This is a genomic window from Fictibacillus nanhaiensis (assembly GCF_019801215.1).
In the GTDB taxonomy this organism is placed as follows: domain Bacteria; phylum Bacillota; class Bacilli; order Bacillales; family Fictibacillaceae; genus Fictibacillus; species Fictibacillus nanhaiensis_C.
Genome location: NZ_JAHVJO010000001.1, coordinates 1,276,315 through 1,292,813 on the forward strand (window position 1 = coordinate 1,276,315; position 16,499 = coordinate 1,292,813).

17 protein-coding genes and 1 other annotated feature are annotated in these 16,499 nt (G+C 37.9%); of the genes, 6 read left to right on the forward strand and 11 right to left on the reverse strand.

The annotated features are described in order from the left end of the window. Positions 1-18: 18 nt before the first annotated feature. On the reverse strand, positions 19-1,206 hold the full coding sequence (locus tag KUV80_RS06625) for a competence protein CoiA (protein ID WP_222461860.1): 1,188 nt from the start codon (positions 1,204-1,206) through the stop codon (positions 19-21). A 153-nt stretch (positions 1,207-1,359) separates the two neighbouring features. Further along, positions 1,360-2,028, reverse strand: a complete 669-nt coding sequence (gene mecA, locus KUV80_RS06630; RefSeq protein ID WP_222461861.1) for an adaptor protein MecA — start codon at positions 2,026-2,028, stop codon at positions 1,360-1,362. Positions 2,029-2,351: 323 nt separating this feature from the next. On the opposite strand from mecA, the gene KUV80_RS06635 reads away from it, so the two are divergent. Next, positions 2,352-3,017, forward strand: coding sequence for a TerC family protein (locus KUV80_RS06635; protein WP_222461862.1), 666 nt, complete (start codon positions 2,352-2,354; stop codon positions 3,015-3,017). A gap of 97 nt (positions 3,018-3,114) precedes the next feature. Here the strand turns inward: KUV80_RS06635 and spxA are convergent, their stop codons facing one another. The 3 genes from spxA to KUV80_RS06645 all read right to left on the reverse strand — a co-directional run bounded on the left by spxA (position 3,115) and on the right by KUV80_RS06645 (position 4,560). Then, positions 3,115-3,513, reverse strand: coding sequence for a transcriptional regulator SpxA (gene spxA / locus KUV80_RS06640; protein ID WP_222461863.1), 399 nt, complete (start codon positions 3,511-3,513; stop codon positions 3,115-3,117). Between the two features lie 264 nt (positions 3,514-3,777). Continuing rightward, positions 3,778-3,912: a hypothetical protein gene (locus KUV80_RS18715; protein WP_276516599.1), complete on the reverse strand. Its 135-nt coding sequence runs from the start codon at positions 3,910-3,912 to the stop codon at positions 3,778-3,780. Between the two features lie 36 nt (positions 3,913-3,948). Continuing rightward, positions 3,949-4,560, reverse strand: a complete 612-nt coding sequence (locus KUV80_RS06645) for a GNAT family N-acetyltransferase (RefSeq protein WP_222461864.1) — start codon at positions 4,558-4,560, stop codon at positions 3,949-3,951. A gap of 125 nt (positions 4,561-4,685) precedes the next feature. Here KUV80_RS06645 and KUV80_RS06650 point away from each other — a divergent pair, with 125 nt between their 5' ends. The 3 genes from KUV80_RS06650 (at position 4,686) to KUV80_RS06660 (ending at position 7,365) form a co-directional block, all read left to right on the forward strand. After that, on the forward strand, positions 4,686-4,868 hold the full coding sequence (locus KUV80_RS06650; RefSeq protein WP_222461865.1) for a hypothetical protein: 183 nt from the start codon (positions 4,686-4,688) through the stop codon (positions 4,866-4,868). A 91-nt stretch (positions 4,869-4,959) separates the two neighbouring features. After that, positions 4,960-6,720, forward strand: coding sequence for a UbiD family decarboxylase (locus tag KUV80_RS06655; RefSeq protein ID WP_222461866.1), 1,761 nt, complete (start codon positions 4,960-4,962; stop codon positions 6,718-6,720). A 105-nt stretch (positions 6,721-6,825) separates the two neighbouring features. Beyond that, positions 6,826-7,365, forward strand: a complete 540-nt coding sequence (locus tag KUV80_RS06660) for an HD domain-containing protein (RefSeq protein ID WP_222461867.1) — start codon at positions 6,826-6,828, stop codon at positions 7,363-7,365. 37 nt (positions 7,366-7,402) lie between these two features. Here KUV80_RS06660 and KUV80_RS06665 read toward each other — a convergent pair whose 3' ends face one another. The 6 genes from KUV80_RS06665 to KUV80_RS06690 all read right to left on the reverse strand — a co-directional run bounded on the left by KUV80_RS06665 (position 7,403) and on the right by KUV80_RS06690 (position 14,296). After that, positions 7,403-8,254: a DegV family protein gene (locus KUV80_RS06665; RefSeq protein ID WP_222461868.1), complete on the reverse strand. Its 852-nt coding sequence runs from the start codon at positions 8,252-8,254 to the stop codon at positions 7,403-7,405. A 137-nt stretch (positions 8,255-8,391) separates the two neighbouring features. After that, complete coding sequence (locus tag KUV80_RS06670; RefSeq protein WP_222461869.1) at positions 8,392-9,390, reverse strand: ABC transporter ATP-binding protein; 999 nt, start codon at positions 9,388-9,390, stop codon at positions 8,392-8,394. Next, positions 9,390-10,409, reverse strand: coding sequence for an ABC transporter ATP-binding protein (locus KUV80_RS06675; RefSeq protein ID WP_222461870.1), 1,020 nt, complete (start codon positions 10,407-10,409; stop codon positions 9,390-9,392). Before KUV80_RS06675 ends, KUV80_RS06670 begins: the two co-directional genes overlap by 1 nt. 16 nt (positions 10,410-10,425) lie before the next feature. Then, the gene (gene opp3C / locus KUV80_RS06680; RefSeq protein ID WP_222461871.1) at positions 10,426-11,448 is read right to left on the reverse strand and encodes an oligopeptide ABC transporter permease; all 1,023 of its coding nucleotides are present in this window, start codon (positions 11,446-11,448) and stop codon (positions 10,426-10,428) included. Then, entirely contained in the window at positions 11,448-12,377 is a 930-nt protein-coding gene (gene opp3b / locus KUV80_RS06685) for an oligopeptide ABC transporter permease (protein WP_222461872.1), read from the reverse strand. The genes opp3C and opp3b overlap by 1 nt, the downstream gene beginning before the upstream one ends. 236 nt (positions 12,378-12,613) lie before the next feature. Next, positions 12,614-14,296, reverse strand: a complete 1,683-nt coding sequence (locus KUV80_RS06690; protein ID WP_222461873.1) for a peptide ABC transporter substrate-binding protein — start codon at positions 14,294-14,296, stop codon at positions 12,614-12,616. A gap of 430 nt (positions 14,297-14,726) precedes the next feature. On the opposite strand from KUV80_RS06690, the gene KUV80_RS06695 reads away from it, so the two are divergent. Continuing rightward, positions 14,727-15,098 carry a DUF3899 domain-containing protein gene (locus KUV80_RS06695; protein ID WP_222461874.1) on the forward strand — a complete coding sequence of 124 codons (372 nt, stop codon included), beginning with the start codon at positions 14,727-14,729 and terminating at the stop codon, positions 15,096-15,098. A 28-nt stretch (positions 15,099-15,126) separates the two neighbouring features. Beyond that, positions 15,127-15,374 (forward strand) — a binding site (T-box leader). A 58-nt stretch (positions 15,375-15,432) separates the two neighbouring features. After that, positions 15,433-16,422, forward strand: coding sequence for a tryptophan--tRNA ligase (trpS, locus tag KUV80_RS06700; protein ID WP_222461875.1), 990 nt, complete (start codon positions 15,433-15,435; stop codon positions 16,420-16,422). Positions 16,423-16,499: the final 77 nt, after the last annotated feature.

Here is a 16,499-nt window from a genome sequence, read left to right on the forward strand (position 1 = left end):
CATATTACCAGAAAATGCTTATATAAAGTCAAAAATTACGGCTTTTTTACTGAAAATTTCGTCTTGTTGAATAGCTTCTTCTACTGATTTTGGATAAGGGATTGAGGTCCTCTTTTTATACAATCCCTCATTCACAGCTTCTATTACTTCTTCCGTTTCCAAGTATTTTAAATAACCTTCAATGGCACAAACATGATTTTTGTCTAAATAATAAAAGTTCCGTTCACGGAAAACACGTCTATCGACGAGCCTTAAACATTCATGCACGAGCTGTTGTATGGTAAATAAACGTGTCGGAAGTTGTTCAATCAAAAGAAGGAGATAAGATTGCCAAAGGTATGGGGATGTTTGGAATTGAAAATAATTTGAAGAAGGCACTCCAGCTAAAGGGGAAAACAAAGATATGAATTTATGATGAAAGTATAAGACTTTCTTTACGTACACATTTGCAGGCGAATTGTTTTTGTATGCTGTCATTCTCCACGTTGTTTTTTGCTTGTTCCAAATCGTTCGAAACAATGATTCTTCATGGTTTGTTTTAGTTTCAAACAACATTTCAATAGTAGTGATGTTTTTATCCGCATACGTCATTCCTTTACCGAACACTTTTTTCTGTGATAAAGGATGGATGTCTTTAAGGAATAAAAACTGTTGCTTCAGCGGGCAAAAATAATTGAGATACAGATTTCCGAACTTGTCTTTTTTGGCAGCAGCTAAATCTGTCCCATGAATGTTATATAGCGAGTCTCCTTTCTTGTGGATACGTTTCATTCCAAATATCCAATCAGACTTTAGTGCATAAGAGCGATATCCTTCAATTCTTTGTTTAAATCTTTCATCATCCATGGTGGCGCATTGAAACTCAAATGCATGATTCTTTTTTGGCAGATACAGATCTGGCCGCTGTCCGATTTCCCCAATATAATGTTCCAACTTCGGATCAACATTCATTCTTTTCAGCCAGTGATACAGATATTTTTTTCCGAGCATGTGATAAGTCGTTTCTGATTCATGAGTCCCCGTACAATCTTTCTCTAAGTGAGCAAAATGCCATATCTTTTTCGTGCCACACTTAGGTATGACATGCTTTCTGCAAACTGGGCATACGAGCATTCCCGTTTTCGCCATTGAATGCCATTGTGCTTTTGTAACCTCACCCAACATATCAACATACTGTTCCTTATAAAGCGCAACTAACATAGACATTCATACCTCCTTCAACCACCATAATGAAAGAAAAAGGGGAAATTATCATGTCTACCTTTCACTATTTTCAACCCCAAAAAATAGACCAATTATGATAACCTTACTTAGAAAAAACAAAAACCGATTTCAATAGAAACTGAAATCGGTAATTTATTATAATTTAAAATGCTTCTGTATGTGTTCTAATGCACCATCAGCAATAATTGTTTTTCCATACTCCTGTACGCGGTATACAGATAAATCAGAATCATTGCCGTATTCAAGCAGCTGAGCTAACAAATCGTCTTGTTCCCGATCTGGAGCATCTGCATCAAACGTCACATAAAGATAATATTTTCCCTCGAAGTGAAACAGCGAGTTTTCAAAAGAGGAAGAATCAATGGTATGACTTAGAAGGATGACATCTTCAAAATCTCTAAAAGCAAACAAGAATGAAAGATAATCTTCTTCTGTTTCTTCTAATTCATCATAGTCTTCTTCTACTTGAAATTGCTGATCGAGTAACTTTTCAATGTTTTGATCAACTGGTAAGTCTAGTTTGTCATCACCTATTGGAAGCTCAATCTTTTTCCCGTCCTTAGACATTTGAGCGCGTGTTACAATTATTTCGAGACCTTTATCCAGAGCCTGGACTTGAATCCAAAGAGGACCTTCTAATGGAAACTGTTCTTGCTGGTGTGCTTCGTCCATCATTTCCCAGAATAGCTCTTCTCCTCTTTCGCGATCAGACCATATCTCTTCACGGTCAAAACCACGATCCTCAATATCTCTATACGTTATGAAAAATTTGATGGTGAACTCATTCACTCTTTCAATTTCCATTTCTGCTTCTCTCCCTTCTCTCCGGTTTGTTCGTGAAGGGATAAATACCCCTAGAAAAAAGCAAATCTTATTAGCTTTTATTCCCCATCTAAAAACACGTCAATCACAATTAAACCTCTTGTACCTTATTCTATGACAAAACGGTAAATATGGAAATAAAAAAGGCGTTTATTTACTGCCCTTTTTTATCCTTAAGAATCGTGCTGAAGTCAGCCCTCACTTGACGTATATGGTCAAGCTGGACTATAATTCATTAGGTCTTTAAGGTTAACATATTGTACCATAACTCAAATGAAATTTCATTACATACGGGGGTTTTACATTTGGAAACTGATTTTCTGATATCCCTTCTGCAGATTATTGCAATCGATATACTGCTTGGTGGAGATAATGCCATCGTCATAGCGTTAGCTAGCAGAAACCTGCCCGAGAAACAAAGGAACAAAGCCATCTTCTTAGGAACTGGACTTGCTATCCTCGTTCGAGTCGTACTAACCATTGTAGCCGTATACTTATTAAATATTCCTTTCTTATATTTAATAGGTGGTGTACTGCTGCTTATTATTGCTTACAAGCTTATCCTCGAAGAAGATGATGAACTTGAAGTGAAGGCAGGCAAAAATCTATCTGACGCTGTCAAAACGATCGTTTTTGCAGATATCGCGATGGGACTAGATAACGTGCTGGCAATTGCTGGAGCAGCTCACGGAAATATCGTTTTAGTGGTTATTGGCCTTTTAGTATCTGTACCAATCATTATATGGGGAAGTAAAATAATATTACACTTTATGGAGCGTTTTCCTATTTTGATTTATATCGGATCAGGGGTTCTAGCCTTTACAGCTGCAGGTATGATTATTGAAGAAAAAATGATTCACTCCGTATTTATCGATAATACCTTGCTTCAGTATGGATTATATGCCTTTTTGGTTGTTGGGGTTATCTTTGCTGGAATGATGACGAACACGTTTAAACGAAGAGCTAAATAGAAACCGAAACTGTTTTAATCCTGCCTCCTGTTTAGGCAGGATTTTTTAGGTCATAAACAAAAAAAACTTCTGCTAAATCAGCAGAAGTTCTTTTATTTTATTCATTCACAAGACGCTGTGCTTCCATAAGCTGAAAAGTACGCACTCTCCTTGGTAAGAAACGACGTATCTCATCTTCATTATAACCAACTTGCAGACGCTTTTCATCGAGAATGATCGGTCTACGTAATAAACCAGGATGATTAGCAATTAACTGATATAAGTCCTGCAGAGGCATAGATTCAAGATTAATGTTAAGCTCTTGGAATGTTTTTGAACGAGTAGAAATAATTTCATCTGTACCGTCCTCAGTCATTCTTAAGATTTGCTTAACTTCTTCTATTGATAAAGGTTCCGAAAAAATATTTCTTTCTTGATAAGGAATGTCATTTTCTTTTAACCATGCTTTAGCTTTTCGGCATGATGTACAGCTCGGCGAAGTAAATAGTGTGACCATATTGGAAATCTCCTTCCCCTCTCTCTGATTTAGGTACTTTAAAAAAGTTATTAAATCAACATTCATAGTATACTACACATTTTACATTTTCGGTAGAGGTTATACAGACTTTTGTACATTTTTACGAATTTGTCATACAAATGTAATACATATACAGCTTGTCTCTTAACGTTTCCGTTATTTTCTTACACATATATAGACGTAATACCCGAAGATAAGTTTCATAAAACATAAAAATAAAAGAGTGACCGAAGTCACTCTTAATTAAGCGATTGTTTTCTTTACTTGTGATGCAGGGCCTTTACGCGAGATTGTGGGTTTTAAGTTTTTTAAGTTCTTCTTAAGCATCTCTTTCCATAGCTCGCGTCTTGTTTTTTTCTTTTTGTCTTTTTGTTTCATTTACCTGCTCCTCCTTTAAAAAGGAAAATAGTAAAATTACTCGGAAGCGGGTTCCCTCGGTGTCACTGATGACTCGTCATTTACCATTTCTGGTTTAAGTTCTTCTGGTTCTTCCAAGGTAAGCACTTCACTTGCCGGCTGGTAAGACTTTCCGTACAACTCACTATCTTTGTACGTGTGTATTTCATTATACGTCTTTTTCATGTTTTCATAAATAGTTTCTTCTGATTCTTCTGTCGGAGACCAATAAAGGATTTCCATTTCATTGATCTGATTGGTAGCAAGTGAACGTCTTCTATAACCAATACTTGAAGCATGCTCAAATCCTTCCCGTTTATAAAAACGCTGACGTTTCTCGGTGTCAGTATCATCATAATCAACAGGTTCTACTTCTAGTATGATCGGCTTGCCTTTTTCCTTTAATTTTTCGAGCAGCTTATGTCCAAGGCCTTGCCCTCTGGCATTTTTTGAAACAAATAAATAATCAATAAAAACAAAGTCTGGAAGTTCAACATACATCAATACGTGATTCTCGCCTTCATCTTTATGATAAATATCACTTTTCTCATCCAGTAAGAGTTCCATATGTTCCTTTGATTTCATCTCTTCAATCGGAAAATATTGATTTAATTTCTCGTACCAATTCATGGTTTCCCCATCAGCTCCTTATTTATTTATCATTTATAGTTTTCCCTCTTTCTTCCTATGTTATCATCAGATACAATAGAGAAAGAAGTACGTGGTGAATAAGATGTTATAAAGGAGGAGTCCTATTGATTTCATTCTTTACTGATTTAACGTTATTAGCTATATGTGTTGTTGGCATTACAGCACTGATGGGAACGATATCCCAAGTCATCGCGGTTAAATTGTTCGGCGGTAAAAAAGTTTCTCATTTCGTGGATAAATCGAAGTCCTTTCAGCAAAACTGGAACCCGATTAAAAGAAGATTTTAGTGAAACAACCTGAAACTCGGGGTTGTTTTTTACATGTAGAGAACGAACTGCTTTATACTATAAGGGTAACATACATAATTGAGGTGTACAAATGCATAGAAATCTTAGAACATTTATTAGCCAGTTAAGAGAAGAAAAAGAAATCGTTGAAATCCATGCAGAAGTGGATCCTTATCTCGAAATGCCTGAAATCCATAGAAGGGTCATTTCTGAAGAAGGTCCAGCCTTGCTTTTTACGAATGTTAAAGGTAAAAATACCCCTGTCGTAACGAACTTATTTGGTACGATTAAACGCGTTGATATGGCATTTGGTCCTAAACCTGAACAATTGGTAAAAGACCTTGTTTCATCCATCGATGAACTCATGCCCCCTTCTCCTTCTGTATTATGGAAGAAAAAAGGGATGATCAAAGATGTGTTAACGTTAGGAACTAAAAAAGTCGGTAAAAATAAAGCGCCTTTGCTTGAAACATTTACGACAAATGTTAACATGAAAGAACTTCCAGCTTTAACAGGGTGGCACCTTGACAGCAATCCTTTCGTTACACTACCGCTAGTTTACACCGAACATCCAGATAAGCATGAACATAACCTTGGCATGTACCGGATTGAAATTAGAGAAGAAAACAAAACAGGAATCCACTGGCAGATTCATAAAGGCGGAGGATTTCACCACTATGCTGCGGAACAAAAAAATCAAGCTCTTCCTGTTACACTGTTCCTAGGCGGACCGCCATCACTTATGATCAGTGCGATTGCGCCACTGCCTGAAGCCGTTCCTGAACTCATGTTTTCTTCGATGTTAATGGGAGAAAAGCTTAGCCTCGCCCACGTTGATGGCTATCCGCATCCTTTAATAGCAGAAGCTGAATTCGCATTTGGAGGTGTTGTTCCTCCTCATATTCGGGAACCAGAGGGGCCTTTTGGCGATCATTACGGTTATTATTCTTGGGCACATGACTTCCCTGTTTTTAATATAGATAAAATGTGGAAACGAAAAGACGCTATCTATCCTGCTACTGTTGTCGGAAAACCAAAACAAGAAGACTATTTTATCGGTGAATATTTGCAGCGCTTGATGAGCCCTTTATTCCCCGTTGTGATGAACGGTGTTCGTGATCTGTGGACGTATGCAGAAACAGGATTTCACGCATTGGCAGGAGCTGTAGTACGTGAATCCTATTACAAAGAAGGTTTAGCACATGCTTTTCGAATAATGGGTGAAGGACAACTCACGTTAACGAAGTTTTTAATGGTAACCAATAAGCCTGTTAACCTGCAAAACTTTGCTGAATTAGCTGAAGGCGTGCTTAAGAGATTCCTTCCTGAACGGGATCTATTGATCATTCACGATACATCGATGGATACACTCGATTATACGGGCCGTAAATTTAATACGGGATCCAAAGCCATAATGACTGGGCTTGGTGAGCCCATTCGAGAGCTGAAGCGAACGTACAAAGGCGGAAGCATTTCTGGCATTCAAAATGTAGGGGTGTTCTGTGGAGGCTGCTTAACTGTAAGCGGACCATCATTCGATGAGGCACCTGATTTTGCGGAGCATTTATTAACAAACGCACATGACTCTTTCAAGGATTGGCCTCTTGTCTTTTTAGTAGATGATGCATCCATTGCTTCTTCACAAGCTGAGTTTTTATGGACAACATTTACACGCTTTGATCCAGCATATGATGTTTATGCAAAAAGCACGATTGATCGCAATCGTATTAAATATGAAGGAACAATCATTATTGATGCTCGAATGAAGCCATTCTATCCAGATGTGGTTGAAACGAGAGACGACATCGATAAAAAAGTAAGTGCTCGCTGGAATGAATATTTTAGATCGTAAAAGAAACGCATTTGCGTTTCTTTTTTTACTATTTAAGTTGATATATTGTCCAATGGGTGGTATTGTATATAACAATATACATTTTTGCAGAAAGGAGATTCTGATATGCGAAACATTAAATTAATTGATTTATACAATCATTCACATGTTCAAAAGTATGTAAAACGTTCTGGAATGGTTCATGCCATCTCAACAGCATACCATGCCTATCGTTTAGCCAAGAAAAACGGAGTGGATCCTGATTTGGCTACAAAGGCTGCTTTTCTTCATGACATCGGACATTATACGTGGTACAAAAATGGCCATTGGGATTATGACATGTATAAAGACAATGATATTCACGCGATTAAAGGGGCTGAACGGGCGCATAAGATATTAGTTTCCCTTGGAGAAAACCGCAAGCATGCAAAAGAAATTGCTTTGGCGATCTTGCTTCATACTGATTCTTATTTGCCTGCAGGAACATTGAAATTAAATCCTCTTCAGAAAGTCGTATCATTAGCTGATGAAGCAGATGAAGAGCCAGGCGGAAGTCATCACTACCGCACAATCACTGATAGAAAAGCGAAAACCATGATCAAAAAATTAGATGAAATGGTAGATGAATATCATGAAGAAGAAAAAGTAAAACACTCTGTTTCCTAAGATGGAAAAGAGTGTTTTTAACATTCTTACATAGAAGTTAATAAGCTAAAAATCCAATAGCCCGTTCACTAGAATAGGTTCCGATCGTACTCCCAAATCGAGTATAAATCACGTTCGGAAAGCTTGATAACGAAAACAATTCTTCAAATTCATTTTTTACTTCTTCAGTAGACGAGAAGCTATGAATGAGATATAGCGTCTTTTCAGGATTATTCTCTTTCCAGTCGAGAATGATTTCCTTCATTTTAGCTATTCCTTTTTTACTGCCTCTAAATTTCCCGATTGTCTCGACAACACCGTCAACAATGGAAATCATCGGTTTAATATTCAGCATTCCTGCAATTGCGCCTTGTACTGCAGAAATTCTTCCCCCTTTTTTGAGGTTTTCTAACGTCTCAAGCAGTACATAAGCTTTAATATTTACTTTTGTTTTCTCAAGCTGTGCAACGATGTCTTCAAGTGGGACATTTTGTTTTGACATCCCTATCGCTTCGTTTAATAAGATTTGTACGCCGCCAGAAGCAATTCCTGAATCAACAATCGTTACACGTTCTTGCTCTTCTTCAGTGAGCATACTTTTCCCAATCGTAGCACTCTGAACGGTACCACTTAAATTAGAAGAAATGCCGATATAAAGAACTTCATTCCCCTTATTGACTTCCTTTTGAAAGGCTTCAAAAAAAGATTGCGGTGAAGGCTGACTTGTTTTCGGAAGCTCAGGCTCACTTGCCATTCGCTTATAAAATTCATCTTCTGTTATGTTAATCCCATCTAAATAGTGGTCTTCTCCAAACTGGACATTTAATGGGACAATCGTTAAGGATACATCCAATTCTTCCGTATTTACTTTTAGGTCACTTGCGCTATCGACTACAAAACTAATATTCATAAAATTACCCCATTTCTGCTTCAATCATTATTAGGGATGTGCAGCTATTTGTACACAAAATGTATACGCTTTACACACTCGTTTCATTTTAACATAAAAACGATCTCCTATACATATAGGAGACCGTCTAAAATGTGTTAGTTATTTTGCTTTACAGCCTCTTCATCATAAAGATGACAAGCTACCCAATGTCCTTCTCTTGCTTCCTGCCATTTTGGCTTAACAGCAGCACATACATCCATCGCATGAGGACAGCGTGTACGGAATCTGCACCCGCTTGGAGGATTGATTGGACTAGGAACATCCCCTTCAAGAATGATTCGTTCACGGCTTCTTTCTAATTCAGGATCCGGAACCGGAATCGCTGATAGAAGAGCTTGTGTGTAAGGATGCAATGGCTCTTCATAAAGCTCATCACTTGTTGTAAGTTCAACGATATTTCCTAAATACATAACACCAACACGATCCGAAATATGTTTAACCATGGAAAGGTCATGAGCAATGAATAAATACGTTAGGCCACGTTCCTTTTGAAGCTCCATCATCAAGTTTACTACTTGCGCTTGGATGGATACATCAAGAGCTGAAATCGGTTCATCGGCAATGATAAAATCTGGATCTACAGCTAATGCACGGGCAATCCCGATACGCTGACGCTGACCACCAGAAAATTCATGTGGATAACGGTTAGCGTGCTCTCTGTTTAATCCAACGGTTTCAAGAAGTTCGTAAACACGCTCGTTACGCTCTTTTGTTGTTTTCGCAAGACCATGAATATCAATACCTTCTGCAATGATATCTTTAACGGTCATTCTCGGATTTAACGATGCGTAAGGATCTTGGAAAATCATTTGCATTTTACGGTTAAACTTCTTCAACTCTGAACGGGATTTCTTATTGTGAACGTCTTCCCCTTCGTAGAAAACTTCTCCATCTGTAGCATCGTATAATCGAATAATTGTACGTCCGGTTGTTGATTTACCACAACCTGATTCTCCTACTAGTCCAAGCGTTTCACCTTTATAAATATCAAACGATACACCGTCTACCGCTTGAAGAACACCCTTTTTTCCAGCTGGGAAGTACTTTTTAAGATTTTTAACTTCGAGTAACTTTTCTCTTTCAACTACTGCCATTATCGAGCACCTCCAACTACTGCCGCTTCAGGCGGTTCAACTTTAGGCGCACGCTCATCTAACAACCAGCATGCCGCTTTATGGGTTGAAGATACGTCTGTTGCATCTGGCATGTGATCTATACAAACTTCCATTGCATGTGGACAGCGCGCTGCAAACGGACATCCTTTCGGAGGATTCATTAAGTCAGGCGGTGTTCCTGGAATTGCCAATAATTCTTTTGAATCAGAGTTAATCTTAGGCATGGAAGCTAAAAGACCCCATGTATAAGGATGTTTTGGCTTATAGAAAATTTCGTCGGCTGTACCTGTTTCAACAATCATACCGCCATACATAACAGCAACACGTTGAGCAAGGTTAGCTACTACGCCAAGGTCATGCGTGATTAAGATGATCGCAGTACCTGTCTTATCCTGCAGGTCACGCATTAAGTCTAAGATTTGAGCTTGAATGGTAACATCCAATGCTGTTGTTGGTTCATCTGCAATCAATACTTTAGGATTACATGCAAGAGCAATTGCAATAACTACACGCTGACGCATTCCACCTGAGAATTGGTGAGGATATTCGTCGACACGCAATTCAGGGTTAGGAATTCCTACAAGCTTTAAAAGATTGATTGAACGTTCCTTTGCTTCACTTTTATTCATGTTTTGGTGCTTACGAAGACCTTCCATAATCTGTTTACCGATTGTCATCGTTGGATTTAATGATGTCATCGGATCTTGGAAGATCATCGAGATTTCAGAGCCACGGATTTTTTCCATCTCACGTTCTGTTGCTTTTGCTAGATCTTTTCCTTCAAAACGAATACTTCCTTCTTTAATGGAACCAATTTTATTTGGCAATAATCTCATTACTGCTTTTGAAGTAACCGATTTACCGGAACCGGATTCACCTACGATTGCAAGTGATTCACCTTTTTCTAATGTAAAGCTAACACCACGAACGGCTTTAACTTCTCCCCCATATGTCTGGAAGGAGACATGCAGGTTTTCTAATTCTAATAGTTTATCCATATCATTAATCCCCTTCCTATCTTCTCATTTTTGGATCTAGTGCATCACGTAATCCATCCCCTAATAAGTTAAAGCTTATCATTAAGACACACATAATTGAGGCCGGATAAATCGCTAAATGCGGGTATATTCTTAACGATTTGAAACCATCAGAAATTAACGCGCCTAGTGAAGCTGTTGGCGGTTGGATACCAAGTCCAATGAAGCTTAAAAACGCTTCAAAGAATATCGCACCAGGAATGGTAAATGTACTTGTAATAATGATAGCACCTAACGTGTTAGGCAAAAGATGTTTCGAAATTAATCTGCCATTTGATGAACCAAGTGTTTTAGATGCTAAAACAAATTCACGATTCTTTAATGAAAGGATTTGGGCACGAACGATACGCGACATCCCTATCCAACCGGTAATAACGAGTGCTAGAGTAATCGAGAGTATACCTGGATCCAGGATAATGATGAACAAAATGATTACAACCAGATTTGGTATACCATACAGGATCTCAACAAATCTTTGCATAATGTCATCTGTTCTGCCACCGTAGAAAGCAGATATACCACCATATACTACACCTACTATTAAATCGATGGTTGCAGCCAGAAATGCGATATAAAGTGAGATTTGAGTACCTTTCCAAATGCGGGTCCATTGGTCACGACCAAGTGGATCTGTACCAAACCAAAATTCTTGGTTAGCTGGTACATTTTTCATCTCATACTGATCTACACCTCGAATGTCTACACCATTTACCCCTAAGAAACCGATTTTTTCTAATCCTGGGATTTTTGGAGGCAAATTAGCACGCATCAACTCTTGATCATCCATTCCGTATTTGCTTAAAGTTGGAGCAACTAACGAAAACAGAATGATGAATACAATAGCAAAAAGTCCTAGCATTGCCGCTTTATTCTTTTTTAGTCTTCTAAAAGCATCTTGCCAGAAACTTAAGCTTGGCTTCGATATTTCTTCACTTTTTCCTGTGTCCACAGAAGCAGGTCGAAATAAATCAGGTGTTAGTTTTCTTTCTGACATACTCATTATGATTTACCTCCTGCTACACGAATTCGCGGATCGATGATGCCATAAAGAATATCTACTACTAAAATGATAGTAATAAGTAGAAAACTATAAAATAAAGTTGTTCCCATAATTACTGGATAGTCATTTAGATTAATACTCTTTACGAACTGTTCGCCTAAACCAGGTATTGCGAAAATGTTCTCAATTACAAGTGTCCCTGTGATGAGTCCAATAGACAATGGACCAAGGATTGTAATGATTGGAATCATGCTGTTACGAACACAGTGCTTTAAAATAACTGCATTTTTACTGATCCCTTTTGATCTTGCCATTAATATATAGTCTGTGCCTAATATTTCAAGCATTTCAGTACGCATAAAACGTGCTACGGTAGCAATAACTCCTACGGATAGGGAGAATGCTGGCAAAATGTGATATTCTGGGCCATTCCAAAACGCTACTGGAAGCCAACCTAACTTAACACCTACGTAGTACTGCAAAAGTCCCGCAAAAACAAAAGATGGGATTGCTATGCCAAATACCGCTACTACCATAGCACCATAGTCGATTACCGAGTTATGCTTAAGAGCAGCTGCAATTCCTAAAATTAAGCCAATTAACGTACCAAATAATATTGCTTCAGCTCCTATTGTAGCAGATGGACCAATACCGTTTGAAATCATTGAATTCACGGTACGCCCGTCATATTGGAACGTATATCCTAAATCACCCTGTGCCAATTTACCTAAATAATTGATGTATTGAACAGGCACCGGGTCATTTAACCCGTATTTTTCATTTAATGCAAAACGCTGGGACTCAGTTAACTTCTCTTGATTGTTAAACGGAGAACCCGGTAATAATTTCATTAAAAAGAATGTAATTGTTGCAATGATCAAGAGTGTTAAAAACATTGAAAACACTCGCTTCGCTATATAACGCAACATTACAAACACCTCCCCCAAATGTTTCAAGCATAATATTTTGAAATCTTTCTGTAATATCTATCTTAAGGGACAGAAAACTTTATATCAATAGAAAAAAGTTTTTTTTCGACATTTTCTGATTTCTCAATAAATATATATATTTCTCAATCATTGATTTCAAGGCAAAAAGGAGAGTACATGTCAGGAACACATGTACTCTCCTGAAAAAAACTATTTACTATTTTCCAGTAGCTTTTTTATTGTTTTCCTTCAATGTAAGCCCACTTGTAAGAAGTATCAGCTCCGAATAAATGATGAGCTAAGCCTTTTACGTATGGCTTCTGAAGTCCAGTTACACCACGTTGGTATAATGGAGAAATTGCTTGATCTTCGAAAAGTACTTTCTCAGCTTCAAGCATCATTTCCCAACGCTTCTTCTGATCTGTTTCTTTCTTAGCATCGCTGATTAGCTGATCGTATTTAGGATTTGAGTATCCCATTTGGTTATGACCTCCATCAGTGATGAACATATCAAGGAATGTCATTGGATCTTGATAGTCAGGTCCCCAACCAGCATATGAGAAGTCATAATCACCTTTTGATTCAAGTTCTAGCTTTTGCTTAAATGGTTGTGCTTTAATGCTAACTTTGATTCCAGGAAGGTTCTTTTCAAGTTGGTTCTTAAAGAACTCACCCATTTTCTTAGCACCGTCAGAATCGTAGTTCAATAGTTCAAGCTCTACAGAATCTTTTCCAAGCTCTTTAAGACCAGTAGTCCAAAGTTCTTTAGCTTTTTCTAAATCATATTTACCGAAGTTGCCGTTTGTCTTACGGAAATCATCACCATCTGGACCAGGTGTGAAGTCACCAGGTACTAGGTAGTAAGCAGGTGTAGATCCATTGTTAAGAAGTACATCTACCATAGATTTCTTGTCGTAAGCCATGTCGATTGCTTTACGAATGTTAGGGTTCTTTAGTGCTTCTGATTTTTGGTTTAAACGTAAGAAGAATACTGCTGCTTCTCCACGAGTATAAAGATCTTCGTGACCCTTATATTGGTCAACATATTCCATACTAAGACCAGTAATATCTGTTTGACCAGTTTCATATAGGTTTACGCCAGTTGCAACGTCTTTAACAATTTTAACGTTAATCTCGTCTAACTTTACGTTGTCTTTATCCCAATAGTTATCATTTTTCTTATACTGCCATCCTTCGTTATGTTTCCATTCGTTAAGAACGAAAGGACCGTTGTATAAAAGTGTGTTAGCTTCTAGAGCGTATTGATCAGCTTTAGATTTAACATACTCTTCTTTTTGTGGATAGAAAGTTGCGAATCCAGTCAATCCTAGGAAATAAGGTGCTGGAGCTTCAAGAGTTACTTCCAGTGTTGACTCGTCAACCGCTTTAACTCCTAACTCTTCAACTTTGCCTTGTAAAGGGTCTCCTTCAGTTTGGATCGCATTAGCGTTCTTTACAGGTCCCATGATGTAAGCATACTCAGAAAGTGTATCTGGGTGTAAAGCTTTTCTCCATGAGTATACGAAATCGTTAGCTGTAACTTTAGATCCGTCACTCCATTTAGCATTTGGATTTAAGTGGAATGTGTAAACTGTTCCATCTTCACTTAGATCGTGTTTCTCAGCAACACCTGGAGTTGGTTTGTTGTCTTTATCAAGACGGTATAAACCTTCCATAACGTTGTTTAATACTTCAAAAGATACAGAGTCTGTTGCAAGTGAAGAATCCATTGATGGAATTTCTTCTGAGTCTAGCAAGTTAAGTACTTGCGGCTCAGCTGGCTTTTCAGCTGCTTTACCGTCGTCTCCACCTTTAGTATCCTTACCTGTTTCTTTGTCTCCGCCACCACTACAAGCAGCTAGGAACATACTCAAGACAAGAACTAGTGTAAGAAGCAATGACCATTTTGACTTCTTCATGAGTTGACCTCCCCTTTTTATCCTGTTAATTTGTAAGCAAACGAAAGTCTCAAGAATTATCAGACATTTCATCTACAAGTTCGATTATACAAGTTTTCAAACAATTGTGCATTTATTTTTTTTAAGAGTTTTACAAAAAGCCCATGATATTTACTTTTCCTTAACAAAAAATAGGTAAAAGGACCTACATTGTGAAAGCTCGTATTTTCTGATTATTCTACAAATTTTACCAAAATTATGTTGAAACTAGCATGAATATTACATTCTCGATCTTATGTGTCATTAGATTTAAGTTGAGTTTGTTTTATCATTCGTCAATTTTATATTTCATTTGTTACAATGGGAGTAAAGTCTGACGGTATAATTGAGAATATGTGATACATTTTTAGGTGGTTGTGGTGTATTTTTTACTAGATGGGAGAAATAAATGATGAATCCAAATTTTAATCGATTCCTTATAATAACGGGGATTTCTATAGTTATCTCTTTAATCGTTGCACTTAGTACTTCTGGGTCTTTTACCCTTGAGAAGTATGTAAATACATTATTTTACTTTGCGATCATCATTGCATTAATTGGTATAGCAATGTTCGTTCTTAACGGCGGATTTTTTGATTTCTTTTCATATAGTGTTAAGAAAGTAGCCAGATCTCTTTCACGTACCCCGGAATTACATGATGAAATATCTTTCAAATCCAATTTCCGATTTTCAGAACGTGTTAACGTGTCTTATATGAAGTTATTTTTGTACAGCGGTCTTTTTTTAACATTCCTGTCAATAGCCGTTGCATATGTATTGTAATTTGTGTATACTACTAAAAAACTAAATGTTACATGCGATGATAAAGAAGAGTACATGATGAGAAGCTTATAGAGAGCCTGTGGGTGGTGGAAACAGGCAGTGAATTGTCATGGAATGGGCTTTAGAGCATTCTGACCGAACCTTGTAGTAGGCTCAGACGTGTAGATGTCCGCACGATATAAATGGACAGCGTATCGGAATTCCTGTACGTATTGAGTGATTTTCATTTTTATTTGAGAATTATAAGGGTGGCACCGCGGTCCATTCGTCCCTTGCATGAGGCGACGAGTGGGCCTTTTTATATTGAATTTAAAAGAAAAAGGAGAGATGAATCATGTCTGTAATCTTTTCAGGCATTCAGCCAAGCGGAAACATCACCATTGGAAACTATATTGGGGCTCTAAGGCATTTTGTAGAGCTTCAAGAGGAACATGAATGTTATTTTTGCGTGGTGAACCAACACGCCATTACGGTTGCACAAGACCCTGCTTCATTAAAAAGGAACAGCAGAAACTTAGCTGCACTTTATTTAGCTGCAGGTATTGATCCTGACAAGTCTACGTTATTCATTCAATCAGATGTTCCTGCCCACACAAAGATGGGATGGATGCTGCAATGCGTGACTTATATTGGGGAATTAGAGCGTATGACGCAGTTTAAAGATAAATCAACAGGTAAAGAAGCCGTTTCAGCTGGATTATTAACCTATCCCCCACTAATGGCTGCAGACATTCTTCTGTACAATACAGGGATTGTACCAGTCGGTGATGATCAGAAGCAGCATCTTGAGCTTACTCGTGACATTGCAGACCGTTTTAATAAAAAATATCGTGACATTTTCGTGATGCCAGAACCGCGAATCGCTTCAGAAGGCGCACGAATCATGTCCCTTGTGGATCCCGAAAAGAAGATGAGTAAATCTGATCCTAACCAAAATGCATTTATTTCAATGCTTGACGATGAATCGGTTATTTTGAAAAAGATTAAACGTGCAACCACCGATTCTGATGGGGTCGTTGCCTTTGATAAGGAAAATAAACCTGGTATTTCAAACTTGCTTACGATCTACTCTCAATTGACAGGAGAAAGCATTTCTTCTTTAGTAGGTAAATACGAAGATAAGGGCTATGGGGAGTTCAAGCAAGATGTTGCTGATGCCATCATCAACACGTTAAAACCTATCCAAGAACGCTATAAGAACTATGTGAATTCTACCGAGCTTGATGATATCCTTGACCGTGGTGCTGAAAAAGCAAATTCTGTTGCGAATAAAACGCTAAACAAAGCGGAACGTGCGATGGGATTAGCGCGTAAACGCGTTTAGCATGAGACCAGATTTACGAAGATGAACTCTTCTACTATATGTACAAAATAAAAACCAGCGGAGTCTACAATCCGCTG